The organism is Cryobacterium sp. Hh11, assembly GCF_004404045.1.
In the GTDB taxonomy this organism is placed as follows: Bacteria; Actinomycetota; Actinomycetes; order Actinomycetales; family Microbacteriaceae; genus Cryobacterium; species Cryobacterium levicorallinum.
On record NZ_SOHF01000020.1, the window covers coordinates 36,136 to 56,907 of the forward strand.

Annotated in this window: 18 protein-coding genes; 11 read left to right on the top strand and 7 right to left on the bottom strand. The window is 65.3% G+C overall.

What is annotated here, in order from left to right; translation table 11 throughout:
- Nucleotides 1–173: 173 nt before the first annotated feature.
- Nucleotides 174–1,718 (top strand): amino acid permease, encoded by a 1,545-nt coding sequence (locus tag E3T46_RS09980; RefSeq protein ID WP_134578445.1) that lies wholly within the window; start codon nt 174–176, stop codon nt 1,716–1,718.
- 56 nt (nt 1,719–1,774) lie between these two features.
- Here the strand turns inward: E3T46_RS09980 and E3T46_RS09985 are convergent, their stop codons facing one another.
- Nucleotides 1,775–2,650, bottom strand: a complete 876-nt coding sequence (locus E3T46_RS09985; protein WP_241978955.1) for a fumarylacetoacetate hydrolase family protein — start codon at nt 2,648–2,650, stop codon at nt 1,775–1,777.
- A gap of 353 nt (nt 2,651–3,003) precedes the next feature.
- On the opposite strand from E3T46_RS09985, the gene E3T46_RS09995 reads away from it, so the two are divergent.
- The 3 genes from E3T46_RS09995 to E3T46_RS10005 all read left to right on the top strand — a co-directional run bounded on the left by E3T46_RS09995 (nt 3,004) and on the right by E3T46_RS10005 (nt 6,210).
- Nucleotides 3,004–4,395, top strand: a complete 1,392-nt coding sequence (locus E3T46_RS09995; protein ID WP_134578446.1) for an FAD-linked oxidase C-terminal domain-containing protein — start codon at nt 3,004–3,006, stop codon at nt 4,393–4,395.
- Between the two features lie 33 nt (nt 4,396–4,428).
- A complete protein-coding gene (locus E3T46_RS10000; RefSeq protein ID WP_134578447.1) occupies nt 4,429–5,643 on the top strand; it encodes a PrsW family intramembrane metalloprotease in 1,215 nt (404 codons plus the stop codon).
- Between the two features lie 195 nt (nt 5,644–5,838).
- Nucleotides 5,839–6,210, top strand: a complete 372-nt coding sequence (locus tag E3T46_RS10005) for an FKBP-type peptidyl-prolyl cis-trans isomerase (protein ID WP_198419177.1) — start codon at nt 5,839–5,841, stop codon at nt 6,208–6,210.
- Nucleotides 6,211–6,289: 79 nt separating this feature from the next.
- Here E3T46_RS10005 and E3T46_RS10010 read toward each other — a convergent pair whose 3' ends face one another.
- Nucleotides 6,290–6,535, bottom strand: a complete 246-nt coding sequence (locus E3T46_RS10010) for a DUF167 domain-containing protein (protein WP_134578516.1) — start codon at nt 6,533–6,535, stop codon at nt 6,290–6,292.
- Between the two features lie 78 nt (nt 6,536–6,613).
- On the bottom strand, nt 6,614–7,057 hold the full coding sequence (locus tag E3T46_RS10015; protein ID WP_134578448.1) for a pyridoxamine 5'-phosphate oxidase family protein: 444 nt from the start codon (nt 7,055–7,057) through the stop codon (nt 6,614–6,616).
- A gap of 266 nt (nt 7,058–7,323) precedes the next feature.
- On the opposite strand from E3T46_RS10015, the gene E3T46_RS10020 reads away from it, so the two are divergent.
- Nucleotides 7,324–9,003, top strand: a complete 1,680-nt coding sequence (locus E3T46_RS10020) for a BCCT family transporter (RefSeq protein ID WP_347232615.1) — start codon at nt 7,324–7,326, stop codon at nt 9,001–9,003.
- A 27-nt stretch (nt 9,004–9,030) separates the two neighbouring features.
- Here E3T46_RS10020 and E3T46_RS10025 read toward each other — a convergent pair whose 3' ends face one another.
- Entirely contained in the window at nt 9,031–9,297 is a 267-nt protein-coding gene (locus tag E3T46_RS10025; protein WP_134444391.1) for a protealysin inhibitor emfourin, read from the bottom strand.
- A 9-nt stretch (nt 9,298–9,306) separates the two neighbouring features.
- A complete protein-coding gene (locus tag E3T46_RS10030) occupies nt 9,307–10,476 on the bottom strand; it encodes a M4 family metallopeptidase (RefSeq protein ID WP_241980615.1) in 1,170 nt (389 codons plus the stop codon).
- 182 nt (nt 10,477–10,658) lie between these two features.
- Here E3T46_RS10030 and E3T46_RS10035 point away from each other — a divergent pair, with 182 nt between their 5' ends.
- The 3 genes from E3T46_RS10035 to E3T46_RS10045 are packed head-to-tail and all read left to right on the top strand — an operon-like array spanning nt 10,659 to nt 15,735.
- Nucleotides 10,659–11,558 (top strand): LLM class flavin-dependent oxidoreductase, encoded by a 900-nt coding sequence (locus E3T46_RS10035; protein WP_134578450.1) that lies wholly within the window; start codon nt 10,659–10,661, stop codon nt 11,556–11,558.
- Between the two features lie 50 nt (nt 11,559–11,608).
- A complete protein-coding gene (locus E3T46_RS10040) occupies nt 11,609–12,718 on the top strand; it encodes an AI-2E family transporter (protein WP_092449976.1) in 1,110 nt (369 codons plus the stop codon).
- Between the two features lie 47 nt (nt 12,719–12,765).
- Nucleotides 12,766–15,735: an aminotransferase gene (locus tag E3T46_RS10045; RefSeq protein ID WP_134578451.1), complete on the top strand. Its 2,970-nt coding sequence runs from the start codon at nt 12,766–12,768 to the stop codon at nt 15,733–15,735.
- Here the strand turns inward: E3T46_RS10045 and E3T46_RS10050 are convergent.
- Entirely contained in the window at nt 15,713–16,045 is a 333-nt protein-coding gene (locus E3T46_RS10050) for an ATP-dependent DNA ligase (protein WP_134578452.1), read from the bottom strand. The two genes, E3T46_RS10045 and E3T46_RS10050, sit on opposite strands and share 23 nt — an antisense overlap.
- Nucleotides 16,046–16,254: 209 nt before the next feature.
- Here E3T46_RS10050 and rpsO point away from each other — a divergent pair, with 209 nt between their 5' ends.
- Both rpsO and E3T46_RS10060 read left to right on the top strand, forming a co-directional pair.
- Nucleotides 16,255–16,524, top strand: coding sequence for a 30S ribosomal protein S15 (gene rpsO, locus E3T46_RS10055; RefSeq protein ID WP_092112143.1), 270 nt, complete (start codon nt 16,255–16,257; stop codon nt 16,522–16,524).
- A 168-nt stretch (nt 16,525–16,692) separates the two neighbouring features.
- Entirely contained in the window at nt 16,693–18,222 is a 1,530-nt protein-coding gene (locus E3T46_RS10060; protein ID WP_134578453.1) for an amino acid permease, read from the top strand.
- Here the strand turns inward: E3T46_RS10060 and E3T46_RS10065 are convergent.
- Complete coding sequence (locus tag E3T46_RS10065; RefSeq protein ID WP_134578454.1) at nt 18,219–19,439, bottom strand: GAF domain-containing protein; 1,221 nt, start codon at nt 19,437–19,439, stop codon at nt 18,219–18,221. The genes E3T46_RS10060 and E3T46_RS10065 overlap by 4 nt on opposite strands.
- 165 nt (nt 19,440–19,604) lie before the next feature.
- Between E3T46_RS10065 and E3T46_RS10070 the strand changes: the two genes are divergently transcribed.
- Complete coding sequence (locus E3T46_RS10070; RefSeq protein ID WP_134578455.1) at nt 19,605–20,723, top strand: LLM class flavin-dependent oxidoreductase; 1,119 nt, start codon at nt 19,605–19,607, stop codon at nt 20,721–20,723.
- Nucleotides 20,724–20,772: the final 49 nt, after the last annotated feature.

The window sequence follows — 20,772 nt, forward strand, 5'->3', positions numbered from 1 at the left end:
ACAGGGAAGGCCAATTTGCCTACACTGAGCAGATTTCATTTACTCAAAGGTATATACACCGCACCATTCCAGGCCATACCATCGTGCCAATCTCACTGAACTAGTGCTCACCGGCCGAAGGTGTTTTGCGTCTGTTTACCGACCGGGTGCGCAACGAGCGCAAAGGAATACTGATGTCCAAAGACACCTTGAAAGTTTCGGGCGTTAAATACACCACCGCGAAGGTCGGATACTTCGAGAAACGCAAGCTCAAACGCACTGCTGGCATTTGGGGCCTGTGGGGATTGGCGGTGGCCGCCGTTATCTCCGGCGACTTCTCCGGCTGGAACTTCGGCATCGGATTTGCCGGTTTCGGCGGGATGCTCATCGCCTTCCTGCTTCTCATCGTCATGTATTACGGCATGATTTTCAGCATCGGCGAGATGGCGGCAGCCATGCCGCACACCGGCGGTGCCTACTCCTTCGCCAGAGCGGCGATGGGGCCTTGGGGCGGATTCGTCACGGGACTCGCAGAAACAATCGAGTACGTCGCGACCACCGCCGTCATCGTCTACTTCTCGGCCTCCTACGCCGACTTCATCACCACGGAACTGCTCGGCGTCTCCCTGCCGCCCTGGCTCTGGTGGTTGCTGCTCTACGCCGCGTTCATCGCACTGAACGCTGCCGGGGCCGCTATCTCGTTCAAATTCGCCATCGTGGTCGCGATCATTTCGATCGCCATCCTGCTGGTGTTCTCGGCCATGGCCGCCCTCTCCGGCCTGTTCAGCTGGGACAACCTGTTCAATATCGCGCCGGATGCCGGCCAGAGCGCGTTCCTGCCGCACGGCATCATCCCCATCCTGTTCGCCCTGCCCTATGCCATGTGGTTCTTCCTCGGCATCGAGGAACTGCCGTTGGCCGCCGAAGAATCGCACAATCCGGTGCGGGATATTCCCCGGGCCGGATTCATCGCTCGCTCGACCCTGATCGTGACCGGGTTGCTCGTGCTGTTCCTGAACACGGGAGTGGTTGGTGCGTCGGAAATTGCCGGTTCGGGCGAGCCGTTGCTCGACGGGTTCCGGGCGATCGTCGGTGACGGCGTGGCGGCCGTGCTGGCACTGTTCGCGCTGATCGGGTTGCTGGCCTCGCTGCAGGGGATCATGTTCGCCTACGGACGCAATATGTATTCGCTCTCCCGAGCGGGCTACTATCCGAAGTTCCTCTCGCTCACCGGAAAACGCCAAACCCCGGCCATCGCCCTGCTGGTCGGTGCGATCATCGGCTTCGTGGCACTCGTGCTGGTCGACGCGCTGGGCGGCTCCGGCGGCGTCGCGGGGGCCATCGTGCTGAACATCGCCGTCTGGGGCGCCGTGATCGCCTACGTGCTGCAGATGGTGTCGTTCGTTCTGTTGCGCAAGAAGTTCCCCAATGCGAGCCGACCGTACCGCAGTCCGTGGGGTGTCCCCGGAGCGGTCATCGCCGGCATCCTCTCACTGGCCATCTTCTTCGGGTTCTTCATCAATGAACCGGCTCGGCCCGCGATCGTGGCCATCGCCGTGGTCTACGTCGTCATGCTCGCGGCCTTTGCACTGTGGGGGCGCAAGCGCCTCGTGCTCTCACCGGAAGAGGAATACGCGGTGTCCGGCGGGTTGCACCGCGACCCGCAGCAGGAAGGCTACGGCGGCACCGTCGAAGACGACCTCCTCGCCAGCGACGGTCGTGACGCGCCACGCCCCTGACCGGTCGGTGTACCGAGCGGCGGCATCCGCTTTCTCGAGCGGATGCCGCCGCTCGGCTAAATCTCGCGGCAGTGCGTCGTGAGCATGCCGATTTTGTCGATCGAAATGGTCACCGTCGAGCCGTCGCGCAGAAAGATGGGAGGCTTGCGGCTGTACCCGGCGCCGCCCGGGCTCCCGGTGGAGATGAGCGTGCCCGGCAGCAGGGTCGACGTCTTCGACAGGTAGGAAATGATCTCGGCGACGGTGCGCACCATGTCGCCGCTCGAGGCATCCTGCAGGATGCGCCCGTCGACGTGGGTGGTCAGCCACAGGTCCTGCGGGTCACCGATCTCGTCGGCGGTGACGACGAGCGGGCCGGTCGGGGTGAAGCCGTCGAAGGACTTGCAGCGCGACCACTGCGCTTCGGAGAATTGCAGGTCCCGCGCGGTGATGTCGTTCACGACGGTGTAACCGAAGACGTAGTCGAGGGCGTTGGCGACCGTCACATTGCGGGCCGGACGGCCGATGATCACGCCGAGTTCCGCCTCATAGTCGACCTGTTTGGTCAGGTCGCGCGGCCAGGTGATGGTCGAGCCGTGCCCGGTGAGCGAGTTGGGCCAGAGCGAAAACACGGTCGCGGCGGTTTCGAGGCGCAGGCTGAGCTCGGAGGAGTGCGCGGCGTAGTTGGCGCCGATGGCGATAATCTGCGGCGGACGCAGCACGGCGGAGGAGTGCCGCAGCTCGTCGACCTGGGTCAGTACCGCCCCACCTGAAACAGCGTCCAGGCTGATCGCCCGCACGTGTTCGTAGCCGGCATCGCCGCGTTCCAGCAGGTCTTGCAGGTCGCGCGGCGCGTCGTCCATGACGTCGTCGAGGAACAGAGCCGCGTCGTCAAAGACCACGGCCAATCGGGGAACGGAATGGCCGTCAACTCTGAGATGCGCAAATTTCACTCTTCTAGGCTAGCGGCCCGGGCGTCGGCCCGCCCTGTGGGGTGCGCCAACCCTCATTCGATCCGCTTGGAGGAAACAGGGGACATGGGAGGTATTGCCCCGGTCGCCCGCCAGAGATGCATTCCCGCGTAGCTGCGCCGCAGCGCCCAATCCGCGCCGCGGGCCGCGAGCGCGCGCGGTTCGTTTGGCAGGCCGAGCCGGCCGGCACCCTGCCGCAGGGCCAGGTCGCTGGTCAGCAGAATGTCCGGGCTGCCGAGCACCGGCAGCTGAGCGGTTCACCCCCTCAGCCCGCCACGCCAGCACGAGCACCGGTAGCGAAAATCAGACATCGTGCCGCTCACTAGGCTGAACGGATGAACGCACTGACGCGCCTCCAGACCGAGCTTGGCAACATCGTCAGCATCGACCCGCTTGACCTTGCGGCCAGCCGCACCGACAAGTCCGGCTGGGTCGCCGACGGCACACCGCTGGCCATCGTGCGCGCGACCGAGGTGGACCAAGTGCAGGCGGTGCTGCGCATCGCAACCGAGTTTCGGGTGCCGGTGGTGACCCGCGGGGCCGGTACCGGCCTGTCTGGGGGAGCCTGCGGCACCGACGGCTCGATCGTGCTGAGCGTGGCCGGCCTGAACCGCATCCTCGAAATCAATGCCGACGACGAACTCGCCGTCGTTGAAGCGGGTGTGATCAACCAGCACCTCAATGACGTGCTGGCCGAAAAGCAGCTCTGGTTCGCGCCCGATCCGGCGAGCAAGGCCATTTCCACGGTCGGCGGCAACATAGCCACGAACGCCGGCGGGCTGCTCTGCGCCAAGTACGGCGTCACCCGGGAGGCCGTGCTCGGCCTCGTGGTCGTGCTCGCCGACGGCAGCCTGCTGCGCACCGGCCACCGCACCATTAAGGGCGTCACCGGCTACGACCTCACCGCACTTCTGACCGGCTCGGAGGGAACCCTCGGCGTCATCGTCGAAGCAACGGTGCGGGTGCGCGCGCTGACCGCTGGCACGGTCGCCACCATCGGCGCGGTCTTTGAGACCGTCACCGCGGCGGCCGCAGCGAGCGCTGCCGTCACGGCCGCTCGCATCCGTCCCGCCGTGATGGAACTGATCGACCCGATCGCCCTCGCCCACGTCGCGACCTACCTGGGCCCGGAGGGGTCGGCCGGGTTGCCGCTGGGCCGCGGCGCATTTCTACTCGTGCAGACCGACGGGCCGGCTGCGCTCGCCGAAGCCGAGCACGCCCTCATCGTGTTGCGCGCAGCCGGCGGCGAGGCCACCCTCTCAACGGATGCCGCTTCCGGCGAACGCCTGCTGGCCATCCGCCGCGCCATGCACCCGGCCCTCGAGCAGCTGGGCCAGGTTCTCATTGAAGACGTGTCGGTGCCGCGCTCGCGCATGGCCGAGATGTTCGCCGCGATCGCCGATATCAGTACCCGCACGGGGATCCCCATCCCCACGGTCGCCCACGCCGGCGACGGAAACCTGCACCCCAACTTCGTGATCGAGCGGCAACCCGGTGCGGCAGCGGATGCGCCGGTGCCCGACGAGATCTGGGCGGCGGCCGACGAAATGTTCCGGGCAGCGCTCGCGTTGGGCGGCACCCTCACCGGCGAACACGGTGTCGGCGTACTCAAGCGCCGGTGGTTGCGCGATGAGATCGGCGACCGCAGCCTAAACCTGCAGCGTCAGCTCAAGGCGGTGTTCGATCCGCTGGGTATACTCAACGCCGGCACCATGTTCGACGCCTGAGCGCCGGCGGGGTCGTCCCGGTATTCTCAAGTAATGAGTCTCGACCAGCCGCCTGGCCAGCCGTCCCCCGAACACCTTCCCGTGCAGGCGAGCCCGGCCCCGGTTCAACCGGTCTGGAACCGGGCGGTGCGACCCTCGCGTGCCGGCGCGATCGTGCTCGGCGTTGTCGGAATCGTGCTCGCCGGGCTGGCCCTGCTGGCCGTCATTTTGTATCTGACCACGTTCCTCGGCACCGGGGCGCTGCTGCTCGGACTGCTCCTGGCGTTGCTGCCGCTCGCGGTCGTGCTGCTGGCGGTACGCTGGATTGACCGCTGGAACCCGGAGCCGCGCCCGGCCCTCATCTTCGCCTTACTCTGGGGCGCTGGCATCTCCATCGCCAGCGCGCTCGTCTTCGACCTCGGGGTGCAGATCACGATTGCGGCGAGCTCGGGGGCACTCGCCGGGAGCGATTTCGCATCCGCTGTTATTCAGGCGCCCCTGGTCGAGGAAATCGCCAAGGGGTTCGGCGTTCTGGTCTTGTTCTGGGCGGTGCGTCGGCATTTTGACGGTCCGCTCGACGGCGTCGTGTATGCCGCCACCATCGCCGCTGGCTTTGCCTTCTCCGAGAATATTCATTACTTTGGCCTGGCCATGGCCGACGGCGGCGCGCAGAACCTGGGGGTCACGTTCTTGGTGCGCGGAGTCTTTTCGCCGTTCGCGCACGTCACCTTCACCATCTGCACCGGACTGGCCTTGGGCCTGGCCGCCCGGCGCGGCGCTTCGAAGAGTGGGGCGTTCGGATTCTTTCTGCTCGGCCTCCTGCCCGCAATCGGCCTGCACGCGCTCTGGAACGGTGCCACCTTTGTGCTGGCCGGTGACGCATCCGTTCTGATCTACTACGTCGTCGTGCAGGTGCCGCTGTTCATCGTCGCTATTCTCATCGTGGTATTCTTCCGCCGCCAGGAGGCGCGCATCACCCTGCGACGGCTGCACGAATATTCGCAGGCCGGCTGGTTTACCGCGGACGAGGTTTCCATGCTCGGCACCGGGGCCGGCCGACGTCAGGCTCTGGCCTGGGGCGCGCGTCAACCGCGCTCGCGCCAGCTCGCCATGCGCCATTTCATAGCGGATGCGACCCGCCTCGCCTTTGTTCGCGACCGCCTCGTTCGCGGCCAGGGAACCCCCGCGTTACATGCCCGCGAGGCACTCCTGCTCGGTTTGCTCATAAACCACCGGGCCGAGGTGCTGGGGCAGCAGCCTCCGGGCTAGCAGCCTCCGGGCTGAAAACGAATAGTCCGCACCAACAGAAACTCGCCGCTTCGGTGGTGTGGCAATGCCGACGACTCTCCCGATGCGACGAGTTGGTGTACGACTAGAATGCACCCGCGGCGCCGTGGACGCAAGCATTATTTTTTTGGATCTCGCCGGTGTGCAATCGGGCGCAAAATCCGGTTGGATGGGTGCATGACTGATATGAATTCCAAGCCCGAAATCGACTTTCCAGAGGGCGCTGCGCCCGAGCAACTTGAGGTCACCGATATCGTCGTCGGAGACGGCGCCGAGGCGGCTGCCGGCGCGACCGTCGACGTGCATTACCTCGGTGTTGAGTTTGAGTCCGGCGAGGAGTTTGACTCGTCCTGGAACCGAGGCCAGTCGATCAACTTTCCGTTGCGCTCGCTCATCGCGGGCTGGCAGGAAGGCATCCCCGGCATGAAGGTCGGCGGGCGTCGCAAGCTCGTTGTGCCCCCGCATCTCGCCTACGGCCCGGCTGGCTCCGGCCACCGTCTCTCCGGCCAGACCCTGATCTTCGTGATTGACCTGCTCGGCGTCAGCTAAAGCGCCACTCGAAACGAAACGAAACGGGATGCGGCTGCTGCAGTCGCATCCCGTTTCGTCTGCCGGGTGGGCGCTACGACTACGACCGGTCGATGCGCAAATGCTTGATCTTGGAGGTGTGACCGCGAATGATGCTCACATCACGCGTGGCCACCTTGAAATGCTTGGCCAGCAGAGCGACCAGGGCGTCATTGGCCGCGCCTTCTACCGCGCGCTGCTGCAGAAAGACGGTGACGGAGGCGTGTTCTGGGGTGCTTTCGGCATCGTCGACCACGAGGGGGCCCTTGCGGCTGCCCGGCTTCACGTGCACGGTCAGGTTGAGCATGGCGGGCACGGCACTCCTGTTTGCCCTGGTTGGATGACATCGGGCGCACCTCAACGGTAGCGCGCCCGGTCACCGGCTCTACATCAGCGCCGTTGTGGGTTCCGGGCCGAGGGTGAACCGTCGCCCGGTGATCGTTGTTGGCATGATTTCGACGAAGGTCGGCTTGACCGTGGGAATCAGGGGCCGAAGCGGCAGGGCGGCCGCCGCGTCAATCTCGTGCTGGGAGTCGAGCGCCCGTGCCGTTCCGTGCACGACGACGCTCCACGCTTCGTCGCGACCCACGCCATCCGTTTCGAAGGCCACCGTGTGGTTCACGGTCAGTTCCAGGAGCTTGGTGCCGGCCGCCGTCCGAAACATCAGCCGACGATCGGCCGCGACGAAATTCACCGGAAAGATGTCGGCAACGCCGCCGACGGCGACCGCGAGGCGGCCCAGGCTCGCCGAGAGCAGGGCATTCCAGCATTCCTCTTCCGTGAGAGTGTGCACGGGATTGTGGGTGGCGTCGACATCGTCGTAGGTCATGGTTCATAATCACACGGTCCGGCACCCCGATCGAGGGGTGCATCGGCAAAAGTCGGCCTGTTCCTAAGAAAATCTCTTGCCCCCCTTGCGGCACGCTTTACCGGTAAGCTGGAAATTTGCCTAGAGGAGCACATACCTGGCGGCTCAGCAACGGTTTCTTTCGTCCGCAACAATCTATTCTTTGAGAAAGTTTCACAGTGAGTGCGCTACCTGAACTACCGGCGAAAACGCCGAAAATCAGTCCCCCTCGACCCCGGCGATTTGTTATTCCGGCTCCTCGAGTTTTTTATCCGGCGCTCGGCATTATTTTGGCCGTCGTGATCGTCGCCATCGCCTTCCCGGTACGCACCGGCAGCGTGCTCGCCCTGCTGCAGGGTTGGGTCGTCGCCGGTCTCGGACCGTACTACATGGTCATCGTGGCCGCCTTCGTGGTATTCGCCATCTGGATGGGCGCGAGCCGCTTCGGCGACATCAAACTTGGCCAGGACGACGACAAGCCGGAATTCGGCATCATGAGCTGGTTCGCGATGCTGTTCGCCGCCGGCATGGGCATCGGCCTCGTCTTCTGGGGAGCGGCCGAGCCGCTCACCTTCTTCACCAACCCCAAACCCGGCGTGACCGGAGACTCGCAGGAGCTCGCCGCCGCCGCCATGTCGCAGACCTTCCTGCACTGGGGCTTTCACGCCTGGGCAATCTACGCCGTCGTCGGACTCGCTCTGGCCTACTCCATCCACCGCAAGGGCCGTCCGGTATCCATCCGCTGGGCCTTGGAGCCGCTCCTCGGTGACCGGGTCAAGGGCCGCCTCGGTGACGCCATCGACGTCATCGCCATCGTCGGAACCCTGTTCGGCGTGGCGACCTCACTCGGTCTCGGGGTCAAGCAGATTGCGGCCGGCCTGAGCTACCTCGGCGTCGTCGGTGAGGTCAACAACACCCTCCTCGTCGTGCTCATCATCGTGATCACCGCCATCGCCACCTTCTCCGTGGTGAGTGGAGTCGGCAAGGGCATCAAATGGCTCTCTAATATTAACCTCGGCATGGCCGGGCTGCTGCTGATCGCCGTGCTGGCCCTCGGACCCACCCTGTACCTGCTGCGCGTGCTCGTCGAGTCCATTGGCGGGTACTTTCAGAACGTGGTCGGACTCACCTTCGACGCCGGTTCCTTCACCGGGGAAGCCGGTACGGCCTGGCAGGGCGCCTGGACCGTCTTCTACTGGGGCTGGTGGATCTCGTGGGCGCCGTTCGTCGGTGTCTTCATCGCGCGCATCTCGCGTGGCCGCACCGTGCGTGAGTTCATCGCCGGCGTACTCCTCGTGCCGACGCTGGTCACCTTCGTCTGGTTCGCCGTCATGGGCGGCAGCGCCATCAAGCTGGCCTGGGAAGGCGACGGCGGCGGTCTCTTCGACCCCGCGGTCGGAATCATCTCCGAGAACGTGCTGTTCAACTTCCTCGGGCAGCTTCCGCTCGGCGGCATCCTCTCGGTTATCGCGGTCATCGTGGTGGCGATCTTCTTCATCACCTCGGCCGACTCTGGCTCGCTCGTGATCGACATGCTCGCCTCGGGTGGCGACACCAACCCGCCCAAGTGGAGCCGCATCATGTGGGCGAGCCTCGGCGGAATCGTCGCGATCGCCCTGCTGCTGGCCGGCGGACTCGCTGCCCTGCAAACCGGCGCGATTCTGACCGCGATACCGGTCAGCATCGTCATGATCGGTATGTGTATTGCCACCTACAAGGCGTTCCGCATCGAGCACGAGGTTCTGGTCAGTGCTGAACGTCGTCAGCGTCGGGAGGAGATGGCGCGCCGCATCGGCAAGACCGTGACCGCGCACCTCGAGGAGAACTTCGACGACCACTTCGGCGATCAGGTCGACGGCCACATCGAGGCCGCGCTGACCGACGATCCAGCCCGTCGCCCCCGCTGGGGCCGTCGCTCGAAAGAATAACCAGCACCACCGCCGGTTCAGGGCCGCCTACATTCCGTTGGCGGCCTTGACGCGGTTGACCAGCTCGCGCCACGGACCGTTCACCTCGGGCTCGGCGAGCACCACCTCGTGCGGGGCGCATCGAATGCGATAGGCGAACCGGTCTGCAGTTGCCACGCTGTCGGTAACGTCGTCCCAGGGCAGCGAATCGAGAAAATCCGCCCAGGTTGCGGGGTCGGGTTGCTCTTCAACTCTGACTTCCCAGGTGAGGCGGATCCCGGCCATCCCGCCGCTGCGCGAGACAATGACTTTCATACCGAAAGGTTACCCCGATGGTTGCCCCGCGGTCGGCCCGCGTCGCGGCTCCGGCGGCATCGGTGCCAGCGGGTCGACGAGAGGTGCCGAATACGCTGGCGGCAGGGAGATACCAGGGGCGCTCGGAGTGCCGGTCGTGTTGGGCAGCGGCGAGGGAACGGCGGCCACTACCCCAACCGTCGCCCAGGCCCGCAAGACCGCGTCGTGGGCGGTCGAACCGTTTCCATAGAGGCGGGCTGCGGTATCCGCCGTCGCCGCCGCGAAGGCAGCAAAATCGCTCTGCGGGCGAAGCAGCGGTCCGGTGAGCGTGTCATACCAAATGCGGCCCGGCATTTCCCAGGCGTTGCCGCCGATGGCCTCGGCGACGAGGTAGAAGGCGCGGTTGGGAATGCCCGAGTTGAGGTGCACCCCGCCGTTGTCGTCGTCCGTCTCGATGTAACCGGCCATGCTGTCCGGCTGCGGATCCTTGCCGAGCACATCATCGTTGTACGCTGTGCCGGGCGCTTTCATCGAGCGCAGGGCGATGCCCTCAACCTGTTCGGTGAATAGGCCTTCGCCGATCAGCCAGCTGGCCGCGCTGGTCGGCTGTCCCCGCAGATTTTGCTCGACGAGCGCGCCGAACACATCGGAAATGGACTCGTTGAGCGCGCCGGACTGACCCTGGTACTCTAGGTTCGCCGTGAATTGGGTGACGCCGTGCGTGAGCTCGTGACCGATCACACTCGGCGAAATGGTGAACCGGTTGAAAACCTGGCCATCTCCGTCGCCGAACACCATGCGTTCACCGTCCCAGAAGGCGTTGTCGTATTTCTGGCCATAGTGCACCGTGGCATCCATCGGCATACCACCGTTATCGATGCTGTCGCGTCCGAACTGGTTCCAGTACATCGCCTGGGTGGCTCCGAGGCTGTCATACGACTCGGTCACGGCAGGGTCGGTTCCGGCGGGCTGACCCTCCGTGCGCACCCGGCGACCGGGTAGGCGTTCGAGGCCACCGGCATCCGAAATGGTGCGATCGGATTCCCCCGGTGTGCGGGTGGGCAGGCTGCGCGCACTCGGGTGGGCGCGTGGATGCGTGCCATCGCGCAATTGCCGAATCCGCGAGTCCCGCAGTAGCGAGTCCCTGGCGGCAGCCGCGGCCCGCGCGAATTTGGGACCGTCCAGTTGTGCCAATCGCATCAGCAGGTACGGCGGCACGATCGTGCAGTGTGGGTGAATCTGCGGAGTGTGAATTGGCGGAGTGTGAATTGGCGGAGTGTGGATTTGCGGAGTGTGAATCTGCGGAGTGTCCATGTGCAGAGTCTGGCACCGGGCACCGACATCGCAACAGGTCGAAGCGCCCCGCTGAATAGACTCGCCTCATGCGCTTTGGAATCGTCATTCTCCCGCAGGACCCGTGGCCGCGTGCGCGCGAGAAGTGGCTCGGTGCCGAGCAGTACGGCTTCGACCACGCCTGGACCTACGACCATCTGTCCTGGCGGTCGCTCGTCGACGAACCCTGGAATGCGACCATTCCCACCCTGACCGCCGCAGCGGCCGTGACCGAACGTATCGTTCTGGGCACCTTTGTCTCCTCACCGAATTTTCGGCATCCGGTGCCGTTTGCCAAGGACATAGCCACCGTCGACGACGTGTCGAACGCACGGTTTCTGCTCGGGGTCGGGTCGGGCGGCACCGGGTTCGACGCCACCGTTCTGGGCCAGCCCGAGTACACGCCCCGGCAGCGGCACGAACGGTTCGCCGAATTCGTCGCCGACCTCGACCTCTTGCTACGCGGCGAGGAGGCGGGTTCCACCGCGGGAATCAGTTTCGCTGGTGACTGGTACTCGGCTGTCAATGCGCGCATGGTGCTGCCCGAGTCGACCGCCCCGGTGCGCCAACGCGTGCCGTTCGTCATCGCCGCCAACGGCCCCAAAGGCCTGGGACTGGTCAGTCGGTTCGGGCAGGGCTGGGTGACGACCGGCCAGGATGGAGCCTCGGGGGAGGACTGGTGGGAGGGCGTGCGCGGCCTCACGCACCGGCTGGACGACGTGGCGACCGCTGAAGGCCGAGACCCGGCCGCCATCGACCGCTACCTCTCACTCGACAGCGGCGGAACATATTCCCTGCAGAGCATGAATGCGTTCGAGGATGCCGTCGGCCGCGCTGCCGACCTCGGTTTCACCGACGTCATCAGCCACTGGCCGCGCGCCAGTGGAATCTACGCCGGCGACGAAGCCGTACTCGAAGCGGTGGCGGACACCTTCACCGAAATCAAATGAAGTAGCCGGTCGATCGGGGTTTCTGCCCGATGCCTGTCTAGGCTGGGTGCATGCGCGCACACGACGACCCCACGCCCCTGGTCCCTCGCACTCCGCTGAATGACCGGCTCGGCTGGCTCGGCCTGCGCAGCGGGCAGATTCTCCTCGTCATCGTGCTCGCGTCCGCCGTCATCTACGGACTCGTGCAGCTCAAGCTCGTCGTCATCCCGGTCTTGATCGCCATCATCCTTGCCTCGGCTCTGAGTCCGGTGATCAACGGACTGCGCAAGCGCGGCGTCGCCGCTATTCTGGCCACCTGGATCACCCTGCTCGGCGGCATCGCCGTGTTCGGCGGCATCATCACGCTCATCGTCTTCGCTGTGCGCGACCAGTGGAACGAACTGTTCTCCTCGGCCTCCGAGGGCATCGACAAGCTCCAGCAGTTCCTCATCGACGGACCGATCCAGGTCGACGAGCAGCAGATTACCGACGCCCGCAATAGTGTCGTCGATTTTCTCACCAGCAGTCAGTTCGGCTCGGGGGCGCTGGCCGGGGCATCCGCTGTTTTTGAACTGATCACCGGGTCAGTGCTGCTCGTGGTCATTCTGTTCTTCTTCCTTAAGGACGGCGGCCAGATCTGGAACTTCTTCCTGAGTCCGTTCAAGGGTGAGCGCCTGGCCCGTGGCCGACGCATCGGGCACACCTCCCTGCGCGTGCTGGGCGGGTACGTACGTGGCACCGCGATCGTCGCCGCCGTCGACGCCACCGCGATCGGCATCGGCCTGGCCATTTTGCAGGTTCCGCTCGCCCTGCCGCTCGCGGTCATCGTGTTCCTCGGAGCGTTTATTCCGCTGATCGGAGCGACCGCGGCCGGAGTGCTCGCCGCGCTGGTGGCCCTGGTCGCGAGTGGCCCGGTCGTGGCGCTGATCGTGCTCATCATCGTGGTCGCCGTCAACCAGCTCGAGGGAAACTTTCTGCAGCCGGTTGTCATGGCGCAGTCACTCAAACTGCATCCACTCGTCATCCTGGTCGGCCTGACCGCCGGAACCATTCTCGGCGGCATCGTCGGTGCCGTGCTCTCGGTGCCGATCGCTGCCGTCGCCTGGGCCATCGCCAAGGCCTGGAACACCCCGGATGCCCCACGCGCCATTTTGCCGAAGCGGCTCGTGCGTAAGCGCTAAACCCATCCTGCTCGTGCCACCGCTGCCACCCGCATGACTGGAGAACCATGACCGAGCAGAGCCATTTCCACCTGCCGCGCCCGCGCCTGACGCTCGAACAGGCGGCCGATCTCGCCCGCGAGCGGTTCAACGTCATCGGCGTCGTCACCGAGCTGGGCAGCAACCAGGACCGCAACTTTCGCATTCACACGGATGCCGCCACGGTCGTACTCAAGGTCTCCAACCCGGCCATCGCGGCCGTCGAGCTTGAGGCGCAGAACGCCGCTCTGGCTCACCTGCGCGGCTTGGGGCTCGACCTGCCAGCGGTGCTCCAGGCGATCGACGGCAACGAGATCCAGCGCATCACGATCGACGGGCAGACCCTCGATCTGCGCCTGCTGACCTACGTCGACGGGCATCCGCTGACCGATTCGGTGCGGCTCACGGCCGGGCAGGTGCGCTCGCTCGGCGACGTGGCCGGCCGGATCGTGCGTGGCCTGTCCAACTTCGAGCACGCGGGAACCGACCGCTTTCTGCAGTGGGACCTCCGGCGTGGGGGCGAGGTCATCGACGCACTCCTCGGCCAGGTCAATGACGAGGCGCGCCGCGAACATCTGCGCACCGTGACCGACGCCGCCCGAATGCAGCTCGCCCCGCTCAAGGGTGACCTGCGCGTGCAGACGATCCACGGCGACCTGACCGACGACAACGTCGTGAGCCGGGACGGCGACAGTATCTCCGGCGTCATCGACTTCGGCGACGTCGCCCAGGGCTGGCTCGTTGCCGAACTCGCCGCGACCTGCGCCTGTGTGTTGTATCGCAGCCCGCGGCATCCGCTGGCCATTCTCGACACCATCGACGCCTTCGCCAGGCAGGTACCGCTCTCCGACGCCGAACTCACCGCTCTCTGGCCCCTCATCGTGCTGCGCACGGCGGTGCTCGTGGTGAGCGGCGAAGCGCAGGTGCAACTCGATGATGACAACGACTATGCCGACGCCAACCGTGCCCGCGAGTGGCTCGCCTTCGCCACGGCCGCCGACCAGGACGGCGCCGAACTCGAGGCACTCATTCGCTTCATCGTGACCGCACCCGATGCGTCGGTCGCGGCAACCGAATACCCGCTGGCTGGTGTGCTCGACCCGGCCGCGCTCGTCGACCTGTCGGTCACCAGCGCCGCGTTCGACGCCGGAGTCTGGCTGGAACCCGGCATTGACGAGCGCGTGGCAGCGGATGCCGCAGCCCAGCTCGGCCACGCCGTCACCCGCTACGGCGAATACCGGCTCTCCCAAACTCGCATTAACACGGCCGAGGAATCGGTCACCCTGGCCCTCGGCGTCGAGGTGATTCTGCCGGCCGGCAGCCACATCACCGCGCCGATCGCGGGGACGGTTGTGGCCGTCGATGCCGACACGGTGCGGCTCGAGGCCGCCCACTTTGACCTGTGGCTGACCGGCATCGACGTCGCGGCCATCGACGGCCAGACCGTCGAAGCCGGAACGACTCTCGGTACCGCTCTCGGTGCGGCTCAGGCCAGTTCGGCCGGTGCCCGCCACGGCGTGTCCACGGCCCGCGTGACCCTGCAGACCAGCCGGCTTCGCGGCATCCGCCCGCCGTTCTTCGCCGCACCGTCACACGCGGCGCTCTGGCAGCGGGTCTGCCCCGACCCGTCAGCGCTGCTCGGGCTGGAAACCGCGCGTTCACTGGCCGATGCCGGCGCCCTGCTGCAGCGCCGGGACCAGTCCTTTGCGCGCGTACAGGAACACTATTACCAAGCCCCGCCGCAGATCGAACGTGGCTGGCAACATCACCTCATCGATACTCACGGCCAGGCCTACGTCGATATGGTGAACAATGTCACGACAGTCGGACACGGGCACCCGCGCATTGCCGAGGCCGCGCGCAGCCAATGGTCGCTGCTGAATACCAACTCCCGCTTTCACTACGAGGAGCTCGTGCGCTTCACCGAGCGCCTCGCCGCACTCGCCCCCGACCCGCTCGACACCGTCTTTCTGGTCAATAGCGGCACCGAGGCCGTCGACCTCGCCCTGCGCCTCGCCCTCAGCTACACGGGCCAGGACACCGTGCTCGCGGTGCGCGAGGCCTATCACGGCTGGTCGCTGGCAGCGGATGCCGTCTCCTCCTCGGTCGCCGACAACCCCCGGGCGCTCGACACCAGGCCCGACTGGGTGCACCTGGTCGAAGCGCCGAACGCCGTGCGCGGCAAATATCGGGGCATGCAGTCTGCCCCGCAGTACCTCGAAGACCTCGACGGCGATCTGCGGGACCTGGCCGACGCCGGGCGCACGGTAGCCGCGTTCATCGCCGAACCCGTATTCGGCAATGCCGGCGGCGTGTTATTGCCCGACGGTTACCTGGCCGGCGTCTACGAGCGGATGCGCGCCCGCGGCGCACTCTGCATCGCCGACGAGGTGCAGGTGAGCTACGCCCGACTCGGCAAGCACTTCTGGGGTACCGAGCAACAAGGAGTGGTTCCCGACATCATCACCATCGCCAAGGCGATGGGCAACGGGCATCCGCTCGGCGCGGTCATCACCCGCCGCGACATTGCGGAGCGCTTCAGCGAGGAGGGACCGTTCTTTTCGTCGGCTGGCGGCAGCCCGCTGAGCTGCCGCATCGGCCTGACCGTGCTCGACATCATGCGCGACGAAGGCCTGCAACACAATGCTGAGGTCGTCGGCCGGCATCTCAAACAGGGCCTGGAACGGCTCGGCGAACGCTTCGATCTGATCGGTGCGGTGTACGGAATGGGGCTCTACCTCGGCGTCGAGCTGGTCAGCGACCGCGCCGCCTTCACTCCGGCGACAGGCGCGGCCGCGCGGCTCTGCGACGAGCTACTGCTGCGCGGCTGCATCGTGCAGCCCACCGGCGACTTCAAAAACGTGCTCAAGATCAAGCCGCCGCTCTGTCTCAGTAGCGCCAGCGCCGACCATTTTCTGGCCGCGCTGGCCGACGCACTGGGTGCCATCGCCCCCAGAGCAGCGCAGCCCCCGACGCTTAGCGCCGCGTCTTCGCGCTAAGGCTCGGCGACGGTGTCGGCTCGGCGATGAACGCCAGGCCGCCGGCACTGTTGGCCGAGAGCATGAGGGCTTCGATCCAGTCCCGGTTGATCGACGGGGTGCGACTGCCAAAATATCGGTAGTACAGCGTGCTCGTCGGGTCGAGCCAGATCGCGCTGCGACCACTTCCCTCGTCGGCCGAATCGGACCAGGTGAAAATGAAACTCTCCCGGCGCCGCAGCTTGGTGCTGATCACGATCTGCAGGTGCATGAGGGCACGATCGTCGAAGGTGATCACGATACTCGGATTGCCATACAGTAACGTACCCATGTTCATGCACCTCCTCGATTGTTCCCCCACTGTAGCGCTATGAGCGGGCGGGAATAGACCGGGCGCATGGCACCAAAACGGGAGGTTGTGCCGGTTTTACCCGGGTGCTCTGCTAGGGTATCAAGGTTGCCGTTCAACGGCCGCGGATAAAGAGAGCTCAGGCATCCTGCCAAGGGCACCGCGCAGTGAGAGAAAGGGGATCCCACTTTATGGCACTCGAACCAGATGCTAAGAAGGCGATCATCGAAAAGTACGCTACCCACCCAGGCGACACCGGGTCCCCGGAAGTTCAGATTGCAATGCTCACGCAGCGCATTCTTGACCTCACCGAGCACCTGAAAGAGCACAAGCACGACCACCACTCACGTCGTGGCCTGCTTCTTATGGTTGGTCAGCGTCGCCGTCTGCTCGGTTACCTGTCGGACATCGACATCACTCGGTACCGCACACTGATCGGCAGCCTCGGCCTGCGTCGCTAATTTCGTGCAGTCTAATTGCACGAAGCGAATGCAGCGTTGACAACGCGAACTTCTTCACAACGGGTCGTCACCTTTTAGGTGGCGGCCCGTTGTGCGTTCCGCCGCCGAGCGGGGGTAGAACAGCGGCTTGCTAACATGGATGGTTGGCAATAACGAACGGAAATCAGCATGAGTCTTAGGCGCATCAAGAGTATTGAAGATTCGATAGCAGACTCGCTGGAAAAGGGCCACAGCCTCAAACGCACCCTCGGCACCTGGGACCTCATGATCATGGGCGTAGCGGTCGCCGTCGGAGCTGGAATCTTCTCGGTCGGCGCCAAGGCAGCCGGCAGCTACGCCGGACCGTCGGTCACCCTGGCCTTCCTGCTCGCCGCCTTCACCTGCGCCCTCGCGATCATGTGTTACGCCGAGTTCGCCTCGGCTGTGCCCGTCGCCGGGTCCGCCTACACCTTCACCTACGCGACCCTCGGCGAGCTGCTCGCCTGGATTATCGGCTGGGACCTCATTCTCGAGATGCTCACGGCTGCCGCCGTCATCGCCAAGTACTGGGGCATCTACCTCAGCACCGTGTTCGATCTGGCCGGCTGGAACATTCCAGCGACGATCACCGTGATCGGCCTCGACGTCAGCTGGGGAGCTTTCGTCATCGTCGCCATCTTCACCGCCCTGCTCGTGCTCGGCACCCAACTCTCCGCCCGCGTCGCCAGCGTCTTCACGATCATCAAGGTCGCCATCGTGGTCTTCGTCATCATCGTCGGCGCGTTCTTCATCAACACCGCGAACTACACGCCGTTCATTCCGGCCGAAGTTCCCAGGGCCGGCGGCGAGGGCGACGTCTGGATGCAGTCCCTGTTCTCCTTCATGACCGGGGCGGCCCCGGCGCAGTACGGCCTGTTCGGCCTGCTGGCCGGTGCATCCCTGGTGTTCTTCGCGTTCATCGGCTTCGATGTGGTTGCGACGAGCGCCGAAGAGGTCAAGAACCCGCAGAAGACCCTGCCGCGCGGCATCTTCGCCGGCCTGGCGATCGTCACGGTGCTCTACCTCGGCGTCAGCCTCGTCCTCACCGGCATGGTTCCGTACACCGTACTGGCGAACGACCCGAACGCCTCCCTCGCGACCGCATTCGTCGCGGTCGGCGCCGGCTGGGCCGCTCAGGTGATCTCGATCGGAATCCTGGTCGGCCTCACCACCGTGATCATGGTGCTGCTGCTCGGCCTGTCCCGCGTGCTGTTCGCCATGAGCCGCGACGGCCTGCTGCCGCGCTGGCTCAGCGTCACGAGCGAAAAACGCCGCACGCCGGCGCGCATTCAGATTATCTCTGGTACCGCCGTCGCTCTCATCGCCGGACTCACCGACGTGGGGGTGCTCGAAGAGATGATCAACATCGGAACACTGTCGGCCTTCGTGCTGGTGAGCATCGCCGTCGTCGTGCTCCGCAAGAAGCGTCCCGACCTGCCGCGCGCGTTCAAGGTGCCGTTCTCGCCGGTGTTGCCGATCCTGTCGGCCGTGCTCTGCGTCTGGCTGATGCTCAACCTGACCACCCTCACCTGGGCACGGTTCGGGGTGTGGCTGGCCGTCGGGTTCCTCGTCTACTTCGCCTACGGTCGCCGCCACTCCGTGCTCGGCATCAAGCAGCGTGCGGCTGCTGCCGAAGCGGCCAGGGTCGAAGCTGGCGCCGCGACCAAGCCCGTCGACTAGCCGGCAAACTCGCCGTTCGTGTTCATCTCTTCCTGAATCATGAGGGCGAGTTGGCGCAGGAGGACCGCATCGACCCCCGAGTCCGCGCGCGGTTCCGGATCGAACACGCCGAGGGCGCCGATGCGCTCGCCCGAGGCTGCTTCGATGGGGAATCCGGCATAGAAACGCATGTGGGGCGCGCCGGTGACGAAGGCTTTGCGCCGCAGGCGTTGATCGGCGAGCGTGTCGGGCACGATGACGGCACCGCGTGCGCGCACGACCATCGCCGACATCGAATCGCTCCAGGCCGGGGTCGGCAAGGCGGGGCCGGTACTCGACCGAATCTGCAGGCGATTACTGTCCCGAATAGCGAAGAGAGCGGATGCCGTACCGAAAGACTGCTGCGCCAGCGCCACAATATGATCCAACCGGGTGTCACAGCCGCGTCTGAGGTGGCGCTGGTCACCGCCACGGATGGGCGCCGTCCTGGGCGGTGCATCGGTGGATCCGAGCGGTACCGGATAGCGGCTGCGCTGCACGACCTCCAGACGCCCCGCCATCTTCTTGGCTAGAAATTCGCCCCAGTGGCGATAATCGGTGGAATCGGACAGACCAGCGGAGGCTGGAAACTCGGCGTCCGCCACGGGGACGAATACGGAGCGACGCATCGACAGACAGACCCGTTCGGTGATCGCGTCGAGCGATCGGGCGTGCCGATCGGCAATTGTTCCGCCGAGGCTGTTGAAGATCGGAATAGCACGAATGGGTTGGATACCCTGAACGTAAATGTACGCGCTGTCATTCGTGTGTCGTTCGACAAAATTCAGTAGTCGAGTGAGGTCGGCCTGCCAGGTTCGCTCGGCCGTGAGGTGCAGGGCGTCACCGACGCCCAGAACGACGACGATCGCATCGAGGCGCCGAAGGTCAGCCCCACGCAGTTGTACCTGCGCGGAGGCCAGCAGCCCGATCGAGCTGGCAATGAGGGCGACGTCCGCTCCGCGCTGTGTGCGCCCCGAAAGCGCCCGAGCGAGCGAACCGGGCAACGCGAGGTCGTGGCTGCTGACGCCCCAGCCGGCGGCCGGCCCGCTGCCGAGCACGAGAATGCGATCGCTGTCGATGCCGGGGGAGTGGGCCACCGGGGTGTCGCTGGGCTGCGGAATGGTGACGCTGCCCTGCATGCTGATCGCGGCCCAGGTACGCATCATTCCGGCTGCCGCCACCCGCGCGAGTCCCTGCATCGGCGCATCCTCATTTCAGTCACTAACACTTTGACTGACACTGGAACGTGTGCCACCCATTCTCATGGCACCAGTTCGGGGCGGTTTACTGCCGGGAATGCGGTCAACCCGGCCGCAGTTACTGGTAATATCAATGCAAACGCATTGATTTTCCTGGAGGTTTACATGCAGTTCGGAATCTTCACCGTCGGCGATCGCACCGTTGACCCCACGACCGGGCGGGAACCGTCCGAGCACGAGCGCATCTCGGCAATGGTCACGATCGCCCAGAAGGTCGAAGAAGTAGGCCTCGACGTCTTCGCCACCGGTGAGCACCACAATCCGCCCTTCGTGCCGTCGTCCCCGACCACCATGCTCGGCTACATCGCAGCAAAGACGCGCCGCATCATCCTCTCGACCGCGACCACCCTGATCACGACCAACGACCCGGTGAAGATCGCCGAGGACTACGCGATGCTGCAGCACCTGTCCGAGGGTCGGGTCGATCTCGTGCTCGGTCGCGGCAATACCGGCCCGGTGTACCCGTGGTTCGGCCAGGACATCCGTCAGGGCATCCCACTGGCCCTGGAGAACTATGCGCTGCTACGTAAACTCTGGCGTGAAGACGTGGTGAATTGGCAAGGCCAGTTCCGCACCCCGCTGCAGGATTTTCAATCAACGCCGCGCCCGCTCGATGGTGTGCCGCCCTTCGTCTGGCACGGCAGTATCCGCAGTCCGGAGATCGCCGAGCAGGCCGCCTTCTACGGTGACGGCTTCTTCGCCAACCACATCTTCTGGCCGGCCAGTCACACCCAGAAAATGGTCGGTTACTACCGCGAGCGGTTTGAGCACTACGGACACGGATCCGCCGAGCAGGCCATCGTCGGTCTCGGCGGCCAGATCTTCATGCGCAAGAATTCCCAGGACGCCGTGAACGAATTCCGCCCCTACTTCGACAACGCACCCGTCTACGGACACGGCCCGTCGCTGGAAGACTTCACCGAGCAAACCCCGCTCACCGTCGGCAGCCCGCAGCAGATCATCGACCGCACCCTCGGTTTCCGCGACTACGTCGGGAACTACCAACGCCAGCTCTTCCTCATGGATCACGCCGGTCTGCCGCTGAAAACCGTGCTGGAGCAACTTGACCTTCTGGGCGAAGAGGTCGTGCCGGTGCTCCGCCGCGAGTTTGCCAAAAATCGACCGGCCACCGTGCCTTCCGGGCCCACCCACGCCTCATTGTCGGCCGCCGCAGCGGCTGTGCCCATCGGAATGACGGATGCTGCCACGCCGGTTGCCAGCTAGGCCGTCGGCCTGATGGGCGCTTTCTAACAGGTCTGTTAGAGTTGGCGGG